The sequence below is a fragment of the Streptomyces sp. NPDC054765 genome, from assembly GCF_053612065.1.
Genome location: NZ_JBSHBP010000007.1, coordinates 69,484 through 86,022 on the forward strand (window position 1 = coordinate 69,484; position 16,539 = coordinate 86,022).

General features: G+C 70.7%; 12 protein-coding genes and 1 tRNA gene. 6 read left to right on the forward strand and 7 right to left on the reverse strand.

Annotated features, from left to right (window positions below; all coding sequences use genetic code 11):
• The first annotated feature begins 5 nt into the window (after positions 1 to 5).
• The 3 genes from ACWGJY_RS07110 to ACWGJY_RS07120 are packed head-to-tail and all read left to right on the forward strand — an operon-like array spanning position 6 to position 3,398.
• On the forward strand, positions 6 to 1,802 hold the full coding sequence (locus tag ACWGJY_RS07110) for a branched-chain amino acid ABC transporter permease (protein WP_453259758.1): 1,797 nt from the start codon (positions 6 to 8) through the stop codon (positions 1,800 to 1,802).
• Between the two features lie 4 nt (positions 1,803 to 1,806).
• A complete protein-coding gene (locus ACWGJY_RS07115; protein WP_453259759.1) occupies positions 1,807 to 2,685 on the forward strand; it encodes an ABC transporter ATP-binding protein in 879 nt (292 codons plus the stop codon).
• Positions 2,682 to 3,398: an ABC transporter ATP-binding protein gene (locus ACWGJY_RS07120; RefSeq protein ID WP_453259760.1), complete on the forward strand. Its 717-nt coding sequence runs from the start codon at positions 2,682 to 2,684 to the stop codon at positions 3,396 to 3,398. The genes ACWGJY_RS07115 and ACWGJY_RS07120 overlap by 4 nt, the downstream gene beginning before the upstream one ends.
• A 90-nt stretch (positions 3,399 to 3,488) precedes the next feature.
• On the opposite strand, the gene ACWGJY_RS07125 is transcribed toward ACWGJY_RS07120, so the two are convergent.
• Positions 3,489 to 4,154, reverse strand: coding sequence for an ANTAR domain-containing response regulator (locus tag ACWGJY_RS07125; protein WP_453259761.1), 666 nt, complete (start codon positions 4,152 to 4,154; stop codon positions 3,489 to 3,491).
• 94 nt (positions 4,155 to 4,248) lie between these two features.
• Here ACWGJY_RS07125 and ACWGJY_RS07130 point away from each other — a divergent pair.
• Together ACWGJY_RS07130 and ACWGJY_RS07135 are read left to right on the forward strand one after the other, a co-directional pair.
• Positions 4,249 to 4,323: transfer RNA gene (locus tag ACWGJY_RS07130), tRNA-Leu, on the forward strand.
• A gap of 109 nt (positions 4,324 to 4,432) precedes the next feature.
• Complete coding sequence (locus tag ACWGJY_RS07135; protein WP_453259762.1) at positions 4,433 to 5,206, forward strand: transcriptional regulator; 774 nt, start codon at positions 4,433 to 4,435, stop codon at positions 5,204 to 5,206.
• Between the two features lie 52 nt (positions 5,207 to 5,258).
• Here ACWGJY_RS07135 and pyk read toward each other — a convergent pair whose 3' ends face one another.
• The 6 genes from pyk to ACWGJY_RS07165 all read right to left on the reverse strand — a co-directional run bounded on the left by pyk (position 5,259) and on the right by ACWGJY_RS07165 (position 14,477).
• On the reverse strand, positions 5,259 to 6,695 hold the full coding sequence (pyk, locus tag ACWGJY_RS07140) for a pyruvate kinase (protein WP_453259763.1): 1,437 nt from the start codon (positions 6,693 to 6,695) through the stop codon (positions 5,259 to 5,261).
• 144 nt (positions 6,696 to 6,839) lie between these two features.
• On the reverse strand, positions 6,840 to 7,565 hold the full coding sequence (locus ACWGJY_RS07145) for an SIMPL domain-containing protein (protein WP_453259764.1): 726 nt from the start codon (positions 7,563 to 7,565) through the stop codon (positions 6,840 to 6,842).
• A 168-nt stretch (positions 7,566 to 7,733) separates the two neighbouring features.
• Positions 7,734 to 9,170, reverse strand: coding sequence for a lysine N(6)-hydroxylase/L-ornithine N(5)-oxygenase family protein (locus ACWGJY_RS07150; protein WP_453259765.1), 1,437 nt, complete (start codon positions 9,168 to 9,170; stop codon positions 7,734 to 7,736).
• A complete protein-coding gene (locus ACWGJY_RS07155) occupies positions 9,167 to 10,600 on the reverse strand; it encodes a pyridoxal phosphate-dependent decarboxylase family protein (RefSeq protein WP_453259766.1) in 1,434 nt (477 codons plus the stop codon). Before ACWGJY_RS07155 ends, ACWGJY_RS07150 begins: the two co-directional genes overlap by 4 nt.
• 200 nt (positions 10,601 to 10,800) lie before the next feature.
• On the reverse strand, positions 10,801 to 13,386 hold the full coding sequence (gene pepN, locus ACWGJY_RS07160; RefSeq protein WP_453259767.1) for an aminopeptidase N: 2,586 nt from the start codon (positions 13,384 to 13,386) through the stop codon (positions 10,801 to 10,803).
• Between the two features lie 203 nt (positions 13,387 to 13,589).
• A complete protein-coding gene (locus ACWGJY_RS07165) occupies positions 13,590 to 14,477 on the reverse strand; it encodes a helix-turn-helix domain-containing protein (RefSeq protein ID WP_453259768.1) in 888 nt (295 codons plus the stop codon).
• 211 nt (positions 14,478 to 14,688) lie between these two features.
• Here ACWGJY_RS07165 and ACWGJY_RS07170 point away from each other — a divergent pair, with 211 nt between their 5' ends.
• A complete protein-coding gene (locus ACWGJY_RS07170; protein WP_453259769.1) occupies positions 14,689 to 16,500 on the forward strand; it encodes a beta-galactosidase in 1,812 nt (603 codons plus the stop codon).
• Positions 16,501 to 16,539: the final 39 nt, after the last annotated feature.

A 16,539-nucleotide genomic window follows, 5' to 3' on the forward strand; every position in this document is an offset into this window, starting at 1 on the left:
TAGCGATGACCACTCACACCACCACACCCCCCGCCCGCGGACTGATACCCCTGCCCGCACGCACCGCACGCCTCACCACCGCCACGGGCGCCCTCGCCACCGCCGTCTCCACCGGTCTCCCCTGGACCTGGAGCAGCGACTTCCCGGGCGACCTCACCTACTACGGCTCCCCCGCCGGCCTGCAGATCATCACCCTCGCCGGCGGCATCCTCACCCTCCTCCTCGCCACCTCGGCACTCGGCATCCGGGGCCTCCAATGGCTCACCCCCGCAGGACGCCACGCCCCCACCCTCCTCGCCGCCCTCGCCACCTTCGCCGCCACCTGGTTCACCCTCATCGCCATCGCCGTCCAGCTCGGCGGACTGGTCAACCTCGAACCCGGCGGCGTCCTCGCCGGCACCGCCTCCCTCCTCACCCTCGCCGGCGCCCTCGCACTACCCCCCGACCGGACCACCGGCCGGCCACCCGCAAGCCCCTGGCAGCGCTTCACCGCCACCCTCGCCGCCGTCCCCCTGCGGCGCCGCACCCGCGAACTCCCCTCCTGGGCCGAGATCCTGATCATCGCCGCCGCCTTCGCCGCCGGTCTGACCGCCTTCACCTACGGCATCGACACCGACGACGGCGCTCCCTTCGTCGGCTACCTGATCTTCATGGCGCTCGCCCTCCCCGCCGTCAACCGGGCCGGACTCCTCGCCCGCCTCACCGCACTCACCCACACCCACCGCGGCGTCGCCCTCGGCGCGGCCTTCCTCGCCGCCGCCTGCTTCCCCTTCACCCAGGACACCGACCAGTACACGATCATCGGGGCCAACATCCTGATCTTCGCGACCGTCGCCCTCGGCCTCAACGTCGTCGTCGGCCTGGCCGGCCTCCTCGACCTCGGATACGTCGCCTTCCTCGGCGTCGGCGCCTACGCGGCCGCCCTCGTCTCCGGCTCCCCCGAATCCGCCCTCGGACTCCGCTTCCCCTTCTGGGCGGCCCTGCTCACCGGCGCCGCCGCCTCCCTCGTCTTCGGCGTCCTCATCGGCGCCCCCACCCTCCGCCTGCGCGGCGACTACCTCGCCATCGTCACCCTCGGCTTCGGTGAGATCTTCCGCATCGCCATGCTCAACCTCAACGGCACCACCGGCCCCGACATCACCAACGGCGCCATGGGCATCCCCAACATCCCCAACCTCGAAATCTTCGGCTTCAACCTCGGCGAACCCCACAACATCCTCGGCATCCCCCTCGCCACCTACGGCAACTACTACCTGCTGATGATCCTCGTGACCGCCTTCGTCGTCCTCGTCTTCCGGCGCGCCGCCGCCTCCCGCATCGGCCGCGCCTGGATCGCCATCCGCGAGGACGAAACCGCCGCCATCGCCATGGGCATCAACAGCTTCCGCCTCCGCCTCCTCGCCTTCGCCCTCGGCGCATCCCTCGCCGGACTCGCCGGCACCGTCCACGCCCACGTCGTCACCACGGCCACCCCCGAACAATTCCAGTTCGCCGGCCCCCAACCCCCCAACTCCGCCTTCCTCCTCGCCGCCGTCATCCTCGGCGGCATGGGCACCCTCAGCGGCCCCCTCGTCGGCGCCGCCCTCCTCTTCCTCATCCCCGCCAAACTCGACTTCCTCCAGGACTACCAACTCCTCCTCTTCGGCATCGCCCTCGTCCTCCTCATGCGCTTCCGCCCCGAAGGCCTCATCCCCGACCGCAGAAAACAACTCGAATTCCGCGAAACCGGCCAACTCGACGTACCCGAACAGCGCCTCCCCGACGCAGACGCCACCCTCGGCGCCACCCAGGCAAAGGCGTGACGACATGACCACACCACCCACCCTCGCACCCGCCACTGACACCGACACCGTCCTGCGAGCCGACGGCGTCACCATGCGCTTCGGCGGACTCACCGCCGTACGCGACGTCAGCCTCACCGTCGGCACCGGCGAAATCGTCGGCCTCATCGGCCCCAACGGAGCCGGAAAAACCACCTTCTTCAACTGCCTCACCGGCCTCTACGTGCCCACCAAAGGCACCGTCAGCTACCGAGGCACCCGCCTCTCCCGCAAACCCCACCTCGTCACCCAGGCCGGCGTCGCCCGCACCTTCCAGAACATCCGCCTCTTCGCCAACATGACCGTCCTCGAAAACGTCCTCGTCGGACGCCACACCCGCACCAAGGAAGGCCTCTGGTCAGCTCTGCTGCGCGGCCCCGGCTTCAAAAAAGCCGAGCGCACCAGCGAGGAACACGCCATGGAACTCCTGGAATTCACCGGACTCGCCCACCAACGCGACCACCTCGCCCGCAACCTCCCCTACGGCGAACAACGCAAGCTCGAAATCGCCCGCGCCCTCGCCAGCGAACCCGGACTCCTGCTCCTGGACGAACCCACCGCCGGCATGAACCCCCAGGAAACCCGCGCCACCCAGAACCTCGTCCGCGCCATCCGCGCGCAAGGCACCGCCGTCCTCGTCATCGAGCACGACATGCGCTTCATCTTCAACCTCTGCGACCGCGTCGCCGTCCTCGTCCAAGGACAGAAACTCGTCGAAGGCACCGCCGAGGTCGTCCAGGCCGACGCCCGCGTCATCGCCGCCTACCTCGGCACACCCGTCGACGCCATGACCACACCGGACGGGCCACCCCCACCGGACCAGCCGCCCCAGGGACACACCGGAGACACCGGAGACACCCCATGACCGCACTGCTCCAAGTCGAGGACCTCCGCGTCGCCTACGGCAAGATCGAAGCCGTCAAAGGCATCTCGTTCTCCGTCGAAGCAGGAGAGGCCGTCACCCTCATCGGCACCAACGGCGCCGGCAAAACCACCACCCTGCGCACTCTCTCCGGCCTCCTCAAACCCCTCGCCGGCAAGATCACCTTCGACGGCGAACCCCTCAACGGCGTCCCCGCCCACAAGATCGTCGAGCACGGCCTCGCCCACTCCCCCGAAGGCCGCCGCCTCTTCCCCCGCCTCACCATCGCCGAAAACCTCCAGCTCGGCGCCTTCCTCCGCAAGGACACCGCCGGCATCGACGCCGACATCCAGCGCGTCTACGACCTCTTCCCCATCCTCGGCGAACGCAGCAAACAAGCCTCCGGCACCCTCTCCGGCGGCGAACAGCAAATGCTCGCCATGGGCCGCGCCCTCATGTCCCGCCCCAAACTCCTCATGCTCGACGAACCCTCCATGGGCCTCTCCCCGATCATGATGCAGAAGATCATGGAAACCATCCGCGAACTCCGCTCCCAAGGCACCACCATCCTCCTCGTCGAACAGAACGCACAGGCCGCGCTCTCCCTCGCCGACCAGGGACACGTCATGGAAATCGGCCGCATCGTCCTCTCCGGCAGCGGCGCCTCCCTCCTCCACGACGAATCCGTCCGCAAGGCCTACCTCGGCGAGGACTGACCCGCACCGCGCCTGAACGCGAGCGGCCCCGCACCGAAGACACTCGGTACGGGGCCACTCGCACGCTCAGCACGAAACCGGCTGCCCTGGCTACTGGTCCTTCTGCTGCTCCTTCTGCTGCTTCTTCTCCTCGGCGTCCTCGATGACCGCCTCGGCGACCTGCTGCATCGACAGCCGCCGGTCCATCGACGTCTTCTGGATCCACCGGAACGCAGCCGGCTCCGTCAGCCCGTACTGCGTCTGCAGAATGCTCTTCGCCCGGTCCACCAGCTTCCGCGTCTCCAGCCGCTGCGTGAGGTCCGCGACCTCCTGCTCCAGCGTCTTCAGCTCGGTGAACCGGCTCACCGCCATCTCGATCGCCGGAACCACATCCGTCTTCGAGAACGGCTTCACCAGATACGCCATCGCGCCCGCATCCCGCGCCCGTTCCACCAGCTCACGCTGCGAGAACGCGGTCAGCATCAGCACCGGCGCGATGCTCTCCTCGGCGATCTTCTCCGCCGCCGAGATACCGTCCAGCACCGGCATCTTCACGTCCAGGATCACGAGATCGGGACGGTGCTCCCGGGCCAGCTCCACGGCGGTCTGCCCGTCCCCGGCCTCACCGACGACGGTGTAGCCCTCTTCCTCCAGCATCTCTTTGAGGTCGAGACGGATGAGGGCCTCGTCCTCGGCGATCACGACGCGCGTGGTCAGCGGCGGGACGTGCGACTGATCGTCATCGGCGACGGGCTGCTCGGGCTCGGCGGCGCTCACGGGACTCCTCGTTCAGGCAGGTGGTGCCCCATGAGCCTACCTAGCTCCTGTAGGGTAGGACCACGCAGGGCAGCAGGTATCCTTCCTTTCTAAGGCCCCAGTACTCCAACTGGTTAGAGAGGCGGCTCTCAAACAGCCGAAAGTGTGGGTTCGAATCCCACCTGGGGCACTTTCTCTTCGATTCGAAGGTCGCGTTAGCGATATCCGCCGTCACCCTTTCCGGTGACGGGATCGGCGAAAGCCCATCACTGGGCACCACCGCCATCAGGCTCGCATTCATGTACGACCGGGAAACCCGCGAGCACGCCCTCGCCCTCATCGCCCAAGGCCGCAGCCTCAACGCAGTGAGCATGCGGACCGGGATATCCCGGTCTGCAATCCGCTCCTGGCAGACCCGCATCGAGCCCCTCTCGCGCAAGACGGAATGCCCGCGATGCGAGCGAGTTCCGCGACTTCCTGAGGCAGCTACGGCATACGCGTACTTACTCGGCCTCTATCTCGGCGACGGCTGCCTCAGCAGACAGCCTCGACGGCACGGATATGCCCTGCGCATCGCCTGCGCGGATGCCTGGCCAGGACTGATCGTCGCGTGCCGCGAGACGGTAAAGGCCGTCCGCCCCATGAACAGCGTGTGCGTCATCCAGCGCGAGGGCTGCGTCATGGTGACGAGTTACAGCCATCATTGGCTTTGTCTCTTCCCTCAGCACGGCCCCGGCAAGAAACACGAGCGGCCGATCGCCCTCGAAACGTGGCAGCAGCACATCGTGGACGAGCACCCCTGGGAGTTCCTCCGCGGGCTCATCCACTCCGACGGCTGCCGGATCACCAACTGGACGACTCGTTTGGTACGCGGCGAGCGCAAGCGCTACGAGTATCCGCGGTACTTCTTCACCAACATGTCCACCGACATCCTCCGGCTCTACACGGACACGCTCGACAAGCTCGGCGTCGAGTGGAAGCCCGCCCGGCAATCCCGCAGAGCGCAGAACATCTCCGTGGCCCGCAAAGACTCCGTCGCCCTCATGGACCGACACATCGGGCCGAAGTACTGACGGGGACGGCAGTCAGGTACCTCGGCCCAGCGGGAGCGCGGTGCGGGTGGGGCTACTTCGGGGAGTCGTCCTCGCCGATGTGGTGGACGCGGACGAGGTTGGTGGAGCCGGGGACTCCGGGCGGGGAGCCGGCAGTGATGATGACGACGTCGCCCTTCTGGCAGCGGCCGATCCGCAGAAGCTGTTCGTCGACCTGGGCGACCATCTCGTCGGTGGAGTTGACGGTCGGGCCGAGGAAGGTTTCCACGCCCCAGCTGACGTTGAGCTGGGAGCGGGTGGCCGGGTCGGGGGTGAAGGCCAGCAGCGGGATGGGCGAGCGGTAGCGGGAGAGGCGGCGGACGGTGTCGCCGGACTGGGTGAAGGCGACGAGGAACTTGGCGCCGAGGAAGTCGCCCATGTCGGCGGCGGCGCGGGCGACGGCGCCGCCCTGGGTGCGGGGCTTGTTGGCCTCGGTGAGTGGCGGGAGGCCCTTGGCGAGGAGGTCTTCCTCGGCGGCTTCGACGATGCGGCTCATCGTCTTGACGGTTTCGGTGGGGTATTTGCCGACGCTGGTTTCGCCGGAGAGCATGACGGCGTCGGTGCCGTCGATGACGGCGTTGGCGACGTCGGAGGCTTCGGCGCGGGTGGGGCGGGAGTTGTCGATCATCGAGTCGAGCATCTGGGTGGCGACGATGACCGGTTTGGCGTTGCGCTTGGCGAGTTTGATGGCGCGCTTTTGGACGATCGGGACGGTTTCCAGGGGCATTTCGACGCCGAGGTCGCCGCGGGCGACCATGATGCCGTCGAAGGCGGCGACGATGTCGTCGATGTTGTCGACGGCCTGGGGTTTTTCGACTTTGGCGATCACGGGGAGGAAGCGGTTTTCCTCGCGCATGATGCGGTGGACGTCTTCGATGTCGCGGCCGTTGCGGACGAAGGAGAGGGCGATGATGTCGGCGCCGTAGCGCAGGGCCCAGCGGAGGTCGTCCTGGTCTTTTTCGGAGAGGGCGGGGACGGAGACGGCGACGCCGGGGAGGTTGAGGCCCTTGTGGTCGGAGACCATGCCGCCTTCGATGACCTTGGTGCGGACGTGGGGTCCGTCGACACCGATGACTTCGAGGGTGACTTTTCCGTCGTCGACGAGGATGCGTTCGCCGGTGGTGACGTCGGTGGCGAGGCCGTGGTAGGTGGTGCCGCAGATCTGGCGGTCGCCTTCGACGGACGGTTCGACGGTGATGGTGAACTCGTCGTCGCGTTCGAGAAGTACCGGGCCTTCGCGGAATCGGCCGAGTCGGATCTTCGGACCTTGAAGGTCGGCGAGGATACCGACGTTGCGGAGGGTTTCTTCGGATGCTTTGCGTACCCGGTCGAACCGTGCTTCGTGCTCGGCGTAGGTGCCGTGGCTGAGGTTGAAGCGGGCGATGTTCATTCCGGCGTCGACGAGGGCTTTGATCTGCTCGTACGAGTCGGTGGCGGGTCCCAGTGTGCAGACGATCTTTGCTCGGCGCATGTTTCGACTCTATGACTTACCGGGCGGTAGGTAACGGTAGGGAAGTGACTGCTCAACGAGCGCTTGGTGAAAGGCTGTTGACAAGTAATGGAATGCGCGCGAGGGCGCTCCGATGAGCGGAATGTCATTCTCGTGCGCGTGGTCTCACAGTGCGGGACGGGTCATCGTAAAGCGTGCGTTGACGTGGGCGTGGACGGCCTGGCGCTGGGGTGCGAGGTCGAGGGCGGGGGCGGATTCCTGGGTGGCGCCGCCGTAACCGGCGAAGGAGCGCATGGCGGGGGCGGCGGGGGCGGTGTTCTCGGCGCCGAGGTCGGCGATTTCGAGGAGGGCGTCGAGGCGGGCGCCGAGTGCTTCGGCGTATTCGCGGGCGCGCTGGACGGCTTCGCGGACGGCTTGGGTGCGGGCGTTGCGGTGGGCGGGTGAGTCGGGGCGCAGGTCCCACCAGGGGCCGTCGACGCGGGTGAGGTCGAGGTCGGCGAGGCGGGTGGTGAGTTCGCCGAGGGCGGTGAAGTCGTTGAGGGTGGCGGTGTGGGTGACACGTCCGTGGTAGGCGCGGATGCGTTCGTGGCGGCCTTTCTCGGTGAGCTGGGGGGTGAGGCTGAAGGTGCCGGTTTCGAGTTTTTCGAGGGCGTCGCCGTAGCTCTTGATGAGGGTGAGGGCTTGTTCGTTGCGGCGGGTGAGGTCGGTGTGGGCGGCGGTGCGGTCGGTGCCGCGGGCGCTGATGGTGACGGCGATGCGGGCGATTTCCGGGTCGACGTCGAGGCCGGCTTCGCCGCGTACGGCGAGGCGGGGGGTGTCGGGGGTGCCGTACGGGAGGGCGGTGGGGGTGATGCCTGTGCCTGTGGTGGTGGGGGTGTCGTCGGTGGTCATGGGGGGCTCCGGGTTTCGGGGTGGGCGTGCGGTGCGTGGTTCGTGGTGCGTGATGCCTGGTTGAGGTGTCGGGGGTGGCCGTGGTCTCGTCCGGGTCCGCGGCTGCCCCGCCCCTGTGGGCCCGGCGCCGCGGCACGGAGTTGACGTGGGCGGGAGGCGCGGGGCGGGTCAGCGTCGGGGGACGAGGGTGGAGCCCTGGCGGGGGACCATGCCGGTGCGTCCCGTTGACGGCTGGGGGAGGCCGAAGGTGGTGAAGGCGGTGCGGGTGGGGAGGGGGTAGGGGGTGTTGTCGGTGAGGGAGTTGAGGATGGTGGCGCTGCGCCAGGCGGCGAGGCCGAGGTCGGGGGTGCCCACGCCGTGGGTGTGGGTTTCGGCGTTCTGGACGTAGACCGAGCCGGTGACGGCGGGGTCGAGGACGAGTCGGTGGTGTGCGTCGATGCGGGGGCGGGCGCCGGAATCGCGGCGTACGTAGGGGTCGATGGCGGCGAGCAGGGTGTCCATGCGGCGTTCGCGGTAGCCGGTGGCCAGGATGACGGCGTCGGTGGTGAGGCGGGAGCGGGTGCCTTGCTGGGTGTGGTCGAGGTGGAGTTCGACTTTGGTGGTGCCGACGCGGCCTGCGGTGCGGACGAAGACTCCCGGGGTGAGGGTGGCGTCGGGCCAGCCGCCGTCGAGGGTGCGGCGGTAGAGCTCGTCGTGGACGGCGCCGAGGGTGTCGTGGTCGATGCCTTTGTGGAGCTGCCACTGTCCGGGGACGAGGTCGTTGCGGACGCGTTCGGGGAGGGCGTGGAAGTAGCGGGTGTAGTCGGGGGTGAAGTGTTCGAGGCCGAGTTTGCTGTATTCCATGGGCGCGAAGGCGGGGGTGCGGGCGAGCCAGTGGAGGCCTTCGCGGCCGGCGGGGCGGGCGCGGAGCTGGTCGAGGAAGATTTCGGCGCCTGACTGGCCGGCGCCGATGACGGTGAGGTGGTCGGCGGCGAGCAGGCTTTCGCGGTGGTCGAGGTAGTCGGCGGAGTGGATGACGGGGACGGCGGGGGCTTCGGCGAGGGGGCGGAGCGGGACGGGGATGTGGGGGGTGGTGCCGATGCCGAGGACGAGGTGGCGGGCGTAGGTGCGGCCGAGGGCTTCGGCTTCGCCTTCCGCGTCGAGCTGGGTGAAGTCGACTTCGAAGACTTCGTGTTCGGGGTTCCAGCGGACGGCGTCGATCTGGTGGCCGAAGCGGAGAGCGGGGAGGTTTTCGCTGACCCAGCGGCAGTAGGCGTCGTATTCGGCGCGGTGGATGTGGAAGCGCTCGGCGAAGTAGAAGGGGAAGAGGCGTTCGCGGGTTTTGAGGTAGTTGAGGAAGGTCCAGGGGCTGGCGGGGTCGGCGAGGGTGACGAGGTCGGCGAGGAAGGGGACTTGGAGGGTGGCGCCGTCGATGAGGAGGCCGGGGTGCCAGTGGAAGGCGGGGCGCTGGTCGTAGAAGGCGGTGCGCAGGGGGGTGAGGGGGTGGGCGAGGGCGGCGAGGGAGAGGTTGAAGGGGCCGATGCCGATGCCGGCGAGGTCGAGGGGTTCGTCGGGGCTCGTGGTGTCGGTGGTGAGGGGGGTTTCGGGGTGCGGGGTGGTGCTCATCGGGGGGTGTGGCCTTCCACGAGTGTGAGGAGGGTGGTCAGGTCTCCGGGTTGGGTGTGGGGGTTGAGGAGGGTGGCTTTGAGCCAGAGGCCGGTGGGGGTGGTGGCGCGGCCGAGGACGGCCTGTCCGTCGGTGAGGAGGGTGCGCCGGATGGTGGCGAGGGTGGTGTCGTCGGTGCCGGCGGGGCGGAAGAGGACGGTGCTGAGGGTGGGGCGGGAGTGGAGTTCGTAGCGGGGGTGGGCCTCGATGAGGTCGGCGAGGGTCCGGGCGGCGGCGAGGGTGCGGTCGACGAGTTCGCCGAGGCCGTGGCGGCCGAGGGCTTTGAGGGTGACGGCGATTTTGAGGATGTCGGGGCGGCGGGTGGTGCGCAGTGAGCGGCTGAGCAGGTCGGGGAGGCCGGCTTCGGTGTCGTCGTCGGCGTTGAGGTAGTCGGCCTGGTGGGCGAGGGGGGCCAGGGTGGCGGGGCCGGGGACGGCGAGGAGGCCGGCCGCGACGGGTTGCCAGCCGAGTTTGTGCAGGTCGAGGGCGACGGTGTGGGCGCGGGCGAGGCCGTGGAGCGCGCTGCGGTGGGTGTCGCTGAAGAGGAGGGCTCCCCCGTAGGCGGCGTCGATGTGGAAGCGGGCACCGTGTCGTGCGGCGACGTCGGCGAGGGCGGGGAGGGGGTCGATGGCGCCGGAGTCGGTGGTGCCTGCGGTGGCGGTGAGGAGGACGGGTCCGGTGCGTCCGGCGAGGTTGGCGAGGCAGGTGTGGACGGTGTCGGGGGTGAGGATGCCGTCGGGGGTGGGGAGGGTGAGGGGTTCGGGGAGGCCGAGGAGCCAGGCGGAGCGGTGGATGCTGTGGTGGGCGTTGGCGCCGCAGACGACCTGGAGGGGGCGGGCGGGCCGGTGCGGGTCGGTCGCGGTGCCGTCGGGGGCGGCGGCTTCGCGGGCGAGGAGGAGGGCGAGCTGGTTGGATTCGGTGCCGCCGGTGGTGATCAGGGCGTCCGGCTCGGCGGCCCGGGGGTAGACCAGCGCGGCGAGTGCGCGGCTGGTGAGGGTCTCCAGTGCGGAGGCGGCGGGGGCCTGGTCCCAGGAGTCCATGGAGGGGTTGAGGGCGCCGGCGGCGAGGTCCGCGGCGGTGGCCAGGGCCAGTGGCGGGCAGTGCAGATGGGCGGCGCAGTGGGGGTCGGCGGGGTCGGCGGCGCCGGCGGCGAGGGTGTGGACGAGGGTGCGCAGGGCGGCGTGCGGGCCGGTGCCGTGGTCGGGGAGCAGGGGGTGGCAGGCGTCGTGTACGGCGCGGGTGACGGCGTCGGGGCCGCCGGGCGGGAGGGGGCCGGCGCGGTCCTCGGCGCCGGTGGTGAGGGCGTCGAGGACGGTGTCGAGGAGGGGGCGGAGTGCGCGGGGGCCGTTGGTGCCGCCTGCGAGGGCGGTGCCGGCAGGGGGCACAGTCATCAATGTGCTCTTCTGTCAGGGGAGTTGGGGCGTCGGTCCCATGCGGACGAGCCCTTAGGTGGCCCTAAGTTACTTTCCCTGTACAGCTGGTATCCACTGGTTGCGGTCATACCACCCGTAAGTGGTACGGGTGTACCGCAGATGTTCGGGTGCCTTCGGGTGCCGCCGGCCTGCCGGTGCGGCGGCACCCGAACCGTGAGCTAGGGGGTGTCGTTCCCGGCCGCGGCCCGTACCTGTAGCGCCCTGCGCAGATCGTCGAGCTGGTCGGTGAGCTTGCGGCGAAGTGCGGGGGTCGGGTCGCCGTCGGTGAGACAGGCCTCGCCGAGCTGGAGGGTGTGGTCCTCGACGAAGACGGCGGGGAAGGCGTGGCGGCCGGCGGCTTCGGCGAGGGCGGGGCCGCGGGCGGCGGCGAGAGCGGGGACGTCGGTGAAGTAGCGGGTGACGTAGGGGCGGAGCAGGTCGAGCTGTTCGGGGGCCCAGAAGCCGTCGGCGGTGGCGGTGAAGAGGTAGTTGGAGAGCGCGGTCTTGTCGTCGGTGGTGAACAGGGCGTCCCAGGCGGCTTGTTTGGCGGCCGGGTCGGGGAGCGCGGCGTGGCAGCGGGCGGCGCCTTCGCGTCCGGTGGCGCTGGGGTCGCGGGCGAGTTCGGCGTCGATGGCGGCGCGGAGTTCGCCGAGGGGCGCGGCGCCGAGGGTGGCGAGCCGGGCGAGGATGCGCCAGCGCAGTTCGGGGTCGAGGCGGGGGCCGCCGGGGACGCTGCCGTCGTCGAGCCAGTCCTGGATGCCCTCGGGGGTGGTGGCGCTGTCGATGAAGGCGCGTACGGCGGTGAGCCGCAGCCCTGCTTCGGAGCCGTGTTCGGGGCCTTCGGTGCGGCGGAGTATGTCGCGGCTGAGGGCGGTGAGGGTGGCGAGAGCGGTGTGGCGCCGGTCGGTGGGGAGGTAGCGGTCGGCGATCTGGGTGCGGGCGAAGGCGAGGACGCCTTGGACGAGGGCGAGGTCGGGCTCGTACGGGAGGTGGGCGCGGGCGGCGTCGAGGTAGGCGGTGGGGGCGAGTTCGCCGTCGCGGACCATGTCGCGGGCGGCGTTCCACACGACGGCGCGGGTCAGTGGGTCGGGGAGGCCGGACAGTGCGCCGAGGGCGGTGTCCCAGGAGACCGGGTCGAGGCGGACCTTGGCGTAGGTGAGGTCCCGGTCGTTGAGGAGGAGCAGGGCGGGGCGGCCGCCCGTGGCGGAGTGGGTGCCGTCGTCGGGCACGTCCCGGGACAGCGGCTCGCGCGGGACGAGGCGGCCCGGGGTGGTGCGGTCGTGGTCGTAGAGCCCGAGGGTGAGCCGGTGGGGGCGGGTGCCGTCCTGGCTTCCGGTCTGCTCGACGGACACGCTCCAGTGGCCGTCCGCGGCTTCCCGTACGACGGGGGTGAGGGTGTCGACTCCGGTGGTGCGCAGCCAGCGTTCGGCCCAGGCGTGGACGTCGCGGTCGGTGGCGCGGGAGAGGGAGTCGATGAAGTCGGCGAGGGTGGCGTTGCCGAAGCGGTGCCGGGCGAAGTGGTCGTTGATGCCGGCGAGGAAGTCCTTCTCCCCCATCCAGGCGACGAGCTGGCGCAGTGCGGAGGCGCCCTTGGCGTAGGAGATGCCGTCGAAGTTGAGGAGCGCGGAGGCGGTGTCGGGGACGTCTTCGGGGGCGGGGGCGACGGGGTGGGTGGAGGGGCGCTGGTCGGCGTTGTAGCCCCAGCTCTTGCGGGCGATGGCGAATTTGGTCCAGGTGTCGGTGCCCCACGTTCTGGGGGGAGTTCCCTCGGATCCGCCGCGGGCGGCTTCGGCCAGGACCTGGTAGCCCATGTATTCGGCGAAGGACTCGTTGAGCCAGATGTCGTCCCACCACTGGAGGGTGACGAGGTCGCCGAACCACATGTGGGCCATTTCGTGCGCGATGGTCACACCGCGGGACTGGCGTTCGGTGTCGGTGACGGCGGAGCGGAAGACGTATTCGTCGCGGAAGGTGACCAGGCCGGGGTTCTCCATGGCGCCGGCGTTGAACTCGGGGACGAAGGCCTGGTCGTAGGAGTCGAAGGGGTAGGGCTCGTCGAAGATCTGGTGGTAGCGGTCGAAGCAGCGGCGGGTGACGTCGAGGATCTCCTCGGCGTCGGCGTCGAGGTGCGGGGCCAGGGAGCGGCGGCAGTGGATGCCGAAGGGCAGTCCGGCGTGTTCGGTGCGCACCGAGTGCCAGGGGCCGGCGGCGACGGCGACGAGGTAGGTGCTGATCAGCGGCGTCGGGGCGAGGGTCCAGTGGCCGGGGTCGCCCTGGGTGGCGAGGCCGTTGCCGAGGACGGACCAGTCGGTGGGGGCGTTGACGGTGAGGGCGAAGACGGCCTTGAGGTCGGGCTGGTCGAAGGCCGCGAAGACGCGCTGGACGTCGTCCAGGAACAGCTGGGTGTAGACGTAGCTCTCGCCGTCGGCCGGGTCGGTGAAGCGGTGCATGCCTTCGCCGGTGCGGGAGTAGCGCATGGTGGCGTCCAGGCGCAGTTCGTGGGTGCCGGGGGTGAGGCCGGTGAGCGGGAGGCGGTTGCCGTCCAGCGCCGCGGGGTCGAGGGGGCGGCCGTCGAGGGTGGCGGAGTGCAGCTCGGCGGGCTTGAGCTCGACGAAGGTGTCGCCGTCCGCGCGCGCGGCGAAGTGGATGACCGTACGGGAGCCGAACCGGTCCTCACCCCGGGTGAGGTCGAGTGCGATGTCGTAACGGTGGACGTCGATGAGCCGGGCTCGGGTCTGCGCCTCGTCGCGCTGTAGTGCGGGCATGACGTCATGCTGCCGTACGGGTGGTGGCTGGTGCACTGGGGTTTGGGGGTTGGGGTTGGGGGGGGTGGGGGTTGGGCGTTGGCGGTCGTTCGTACGGTCCGGCCGGCGGGGGCGGGGGCTCGTGGCTGGTGTTTCGTGTGTGCCGTCCGGCTTGGTGGGGGCCGGCGCCGTGTGGGGTCCCGTGACAGCCCCGGCAAGCCCTCTCAGCCGTTCCACCCCCTGACCAGTGGTGGGTCATCCGGGTCCGGGATCTGTGTGGACCAGCCGCCGGGCACGCTGCGGATCTGGCGGTCGCGGAAGCGTACGGGGGCGGTGCCGACCCGGCGGGTGAACAGGCGGCTGAAGTACGCCGGATCGTCGTAGCCGACCCGGCGGGCCACGGCCGCCACCGGGAGTTCGGTTCCCACCAGGAGTTCCTTGGCCCGGCCCAGGCGTATGCCCAGCAGGTAGTCCTTGGGGCTGCAGCCGGCTCCGCGTCGTACGGCGGTGCGGAGTTCCGCGGGGGTCATGCCGTGCCGGGCGGCGTGCTCGGCGACCGAGAGGGGCAGGAACGCGTCCCGGGCGAGCGCCTGGAGGACCGGGTCGCCGTCGGCGTCGGTATCGGCCCGTGCCCGGCGCAGTGCGACGAGGAGTTCGTGGACCGCGGCGGAGGTCTCCACCTCCAGGAGCGGATTGCCGCGCCGCGCCGCGCGGGCGATCCGGCCGATGGCGGTCCGGGCCGGGCCGGTGTCCGCGAGCGGTACGAGCGGGCGGTCCGGTTCGATGTAGCCGAGTTCGGTGTAGGTCGCGGCGGCCGGGCCGGTGAAGTCGACGAAGCTCTCGTCCCAGCCGGTCTGCGGGTCGGCCCCGTAGTGGTGCGGCACCCCCGGCACGATCCACAGCAGGGCGGGGGCGGTCACGACGCGGCGCCGGCCGTCGGGGGCGGTGAACCAGCCGCGGCCGGCGCTGATGACGATGGCGACATGGTGGTCGAGGGTGCGCGGGCCGACCGTGGGCAGGGTGCCGTGCTGGAGGCCGACGCCCAGGCACACCAGGCCGAGCCGGTGGTGGACCGGGCTCGGGGTGAAGTAGCGCATCCAGGTGTGGTACATGCCCGGACCTCCCGTCGCTCCGTACCGCTCCGTACCGCTCCGTACCGCTCCGTACCGCTCCGTACCGCTCCGTCGAACCGCCGAACCGCCGAACCGTCCAATCGCAGCCGATCTTTGTCCATGGACCGTCACACCGCCAGAGGGCAAGGGTGGCCGGTGACCGTGAGCGCCCGGCCGGTGGCGCACGGCAGACGACTCAAGGGCGGGTGACGTGACGCGGTTCGAGGTGGGCGAGCGGGACTTCGTGCTGGACAGGCGGCCGGTGCGGCTGCTGTCCGGGGCGTTGCACTACTTCCGGGTGCACGAGGCGCAGTGGGACCACCGGCTGGCGATGCTCCGGGCGATGGGCCTGAACTGTGTGGAGACCTATGTGCCGTGGAATCTGCACGAGCCGCGGCCCGGTGAGTTCAAGGACCCGGAGGCGCTGGGGCGGTTCCTGGACGCGGTGCGGGCGGCGGGGTTGTGGGCGATCGTCCGGCCGGGGCCGTACATCTGCGCGGAGTGGGAGAACGGGGGGCTGCCGCAGTGGCTGACCGGGCCGCTGGGGCGACGGGTGCGGACGCGGGATGCGGAGTATCTGCGGGCCGTGGACGCCTGGTTCGCGCGGCTGCTGCCGCAGGTCGTGGCGCGGCAGTGCACACCGGCGGCAGAGCCTGGCGGTCCGGGCGGCGGCCCGGTGATCATGGTGCAGGCGGAGAACGAGTACGGCTCGTACGGCAGCGACGCCGCGTATCTGGCGTGGCTGGTGGACCGGCTGCGTGAGCTGGGGGTGCGGGTGCCGCTGTGCACCTCGGACGGGCCCGAGGAGCACATGCTGAGCGGTGGTGCGGTTCCGGGCGTGCTGGCCACCGTCAACTTCGGGTCCGGGGCCCGGGAGGCGCTGGCGGTGCTGCGGCGCCATCAGGCACAGGGGCCGCTGATGTGCATGGAGTTCTGGTGCGGGTGGTTCACGCACTGGGGGCGGACGCAGGTGCCGCGCGCTCCGGAGGATGCCGCGGCGGCGCTGCGGGAGATTCTGGAGTGCGGGGCGTCGGTCAATATCTATATGGCGCACGGCGGGACGAATTTCGGTGGGTGGGCGGGGGCGAACCGGGCGGGCGAGCTGCAGGACGGGCCGTTGCGGTCGACGGTCACCTCGTACGACTACGAGGCGCCGGTCGATGAACGGGGGCGTGCCACGGAGAAGTTCTGGCGGTTCCGGGAGGTGCTCGCCGGGTGGGCGGACGGGCCGCTGCCCCCGGTGCCGGAGCCGCCGCGGGTGTTGCCGGCACCGGCGCGTGCGGTGGTCGGGGAGTGGGCGCCGGCGGGGGACGTGATGGAGGCGCTGGGGGGTGCGGAGGTCGAGGGGGGCGGTCCGGCGACGTTCGAGGAGCTGGGCGTGGACCGGGGTGTGGTGCGCTACCGGGTGGCGGTGCCGGGGCCGCGGGGCCGCTATCCGCTGCGGGTGAGCGGGCTGCGGGACCGGGCGGTGGTGTGGGTCGACGGGGTGCGCGGACCGGTGGTGGACACCGAGGACGCCGTGATCGGGGAGGTGGCCGGGCCCGCGTCGGTGGAGTTGTGGGTGGCGTCGCTGGGGCGGGTCAACTACGGGCCGCGGCTCGGTGAGTCCAAGGGGATCGTGGGCGGGCTGCTGCACGAGCGGCAGTTCCTGCACGGCGTACGGTCGCGGGGCCTGCGGCTGGACGCGATGGAGGAGGCCGGGGCGCTGGCGAAGGTCCCGTTCCGGGCGGTGGCGGGGGCGGGCGGGGCGGCGGGGCTGTACCGGGGGACGGTGACGGTGGCCGGGCGGCCCGGTGACGCCGATCTTGCGCTGCCGGGGTGGAGCCATGGTGTCGCCTGGATCAACGGTTTCTGTCTGGGGCGTTATTGGGCCCTGGGGCCGCAGCGCACCCTGTATGTGCCGGGTCCGGTGCTGCGCGAGGGCGCCAATGAGCTGCTGTTGTGGGAGTGGGAGGGCGCCCCGGCGCTGGTGGGGGAAGAGGCGGGGGCGCCCGGTCTGTATCCCTGTGCGGCGGGACGCTGAGAGGTGTGTGTGGGGGGCGGGGCGCCGCACCCCCCACAC

Excerpts from the sequence above, each read along its gene's own strand:
- ACWGJY_RS07120 (WP_453259760.1), top strand. The coding sequence starts at position 2,682 with ATGACCGCACTGCTCCAAGTCGAGGACCTCCGCGTCGCCTACGGCAAG.
- ACWGJY_RS07115 (WP_453259759.1), top strand. The coding sequence starts at position 1,807 with ATGACCACACCACCCACCCTCGCACCCGCCACTGACACCGACACCGTC.
- ACWGJY_RS07150 (WP_453259765.1), bottom strand. The coding sequence starts at position 9,170 with ATGAGCACCACCCCGCACCCCGAAACCCCCCTCACCACCGACACCACG.
- ACWGJY_RS07155 (WP_453259766.1), bottom strand. The coding sequence starts at position 10,600 with ATGACTGTGCCCCCTGCCGGCACCGCCCTCGCAGGCGGCACCAACGGC.
- ACWGJY_RS07135 (WP_453259762.1), top strand. The coding sequence starts at position 4,433 with ATGTACGACCGGGAAACCCGCGAGCACGCCCTCGCCCTCATCGCCCAA.
- pepN (WP_453259767.1), bottom strand. The coding sequence starts at position 13,386 with ATGCCCGCACTACAGCGCGACGAGGCGCAGACCCGAGCCCGGCTCATC.
- ACWGJY_RS07165 (WP_453259768.1), bottom strand. The coding sequence starts at position 14,477 with ATGTACCACACCTGGATGCGCTACTTCACCCCGAGCCCGGTCCACCAC.
- pyk (WP_453259763.1), bottom strand. The coding sequence starts at position 6,695 with ATGCGCCGAGCAAAGATCGTCTGCACACTGGGACCCGCCACCGACTCG.
- ACWGJY_RS07145 (WP_453259764.1), bottom strand. The coding sequence starts at position 7,565 with ATGACCACCGACGACACCCCCACCACCACAGGCACAGGCATCACCCCC.
- ACWGJY_RS07110 (WP_453259758.1), top strand. The coding sequence starts at position 6 with ATGACCACTCACACCACCACACCCCCCGCCCGCGGACTGATACCCCTG.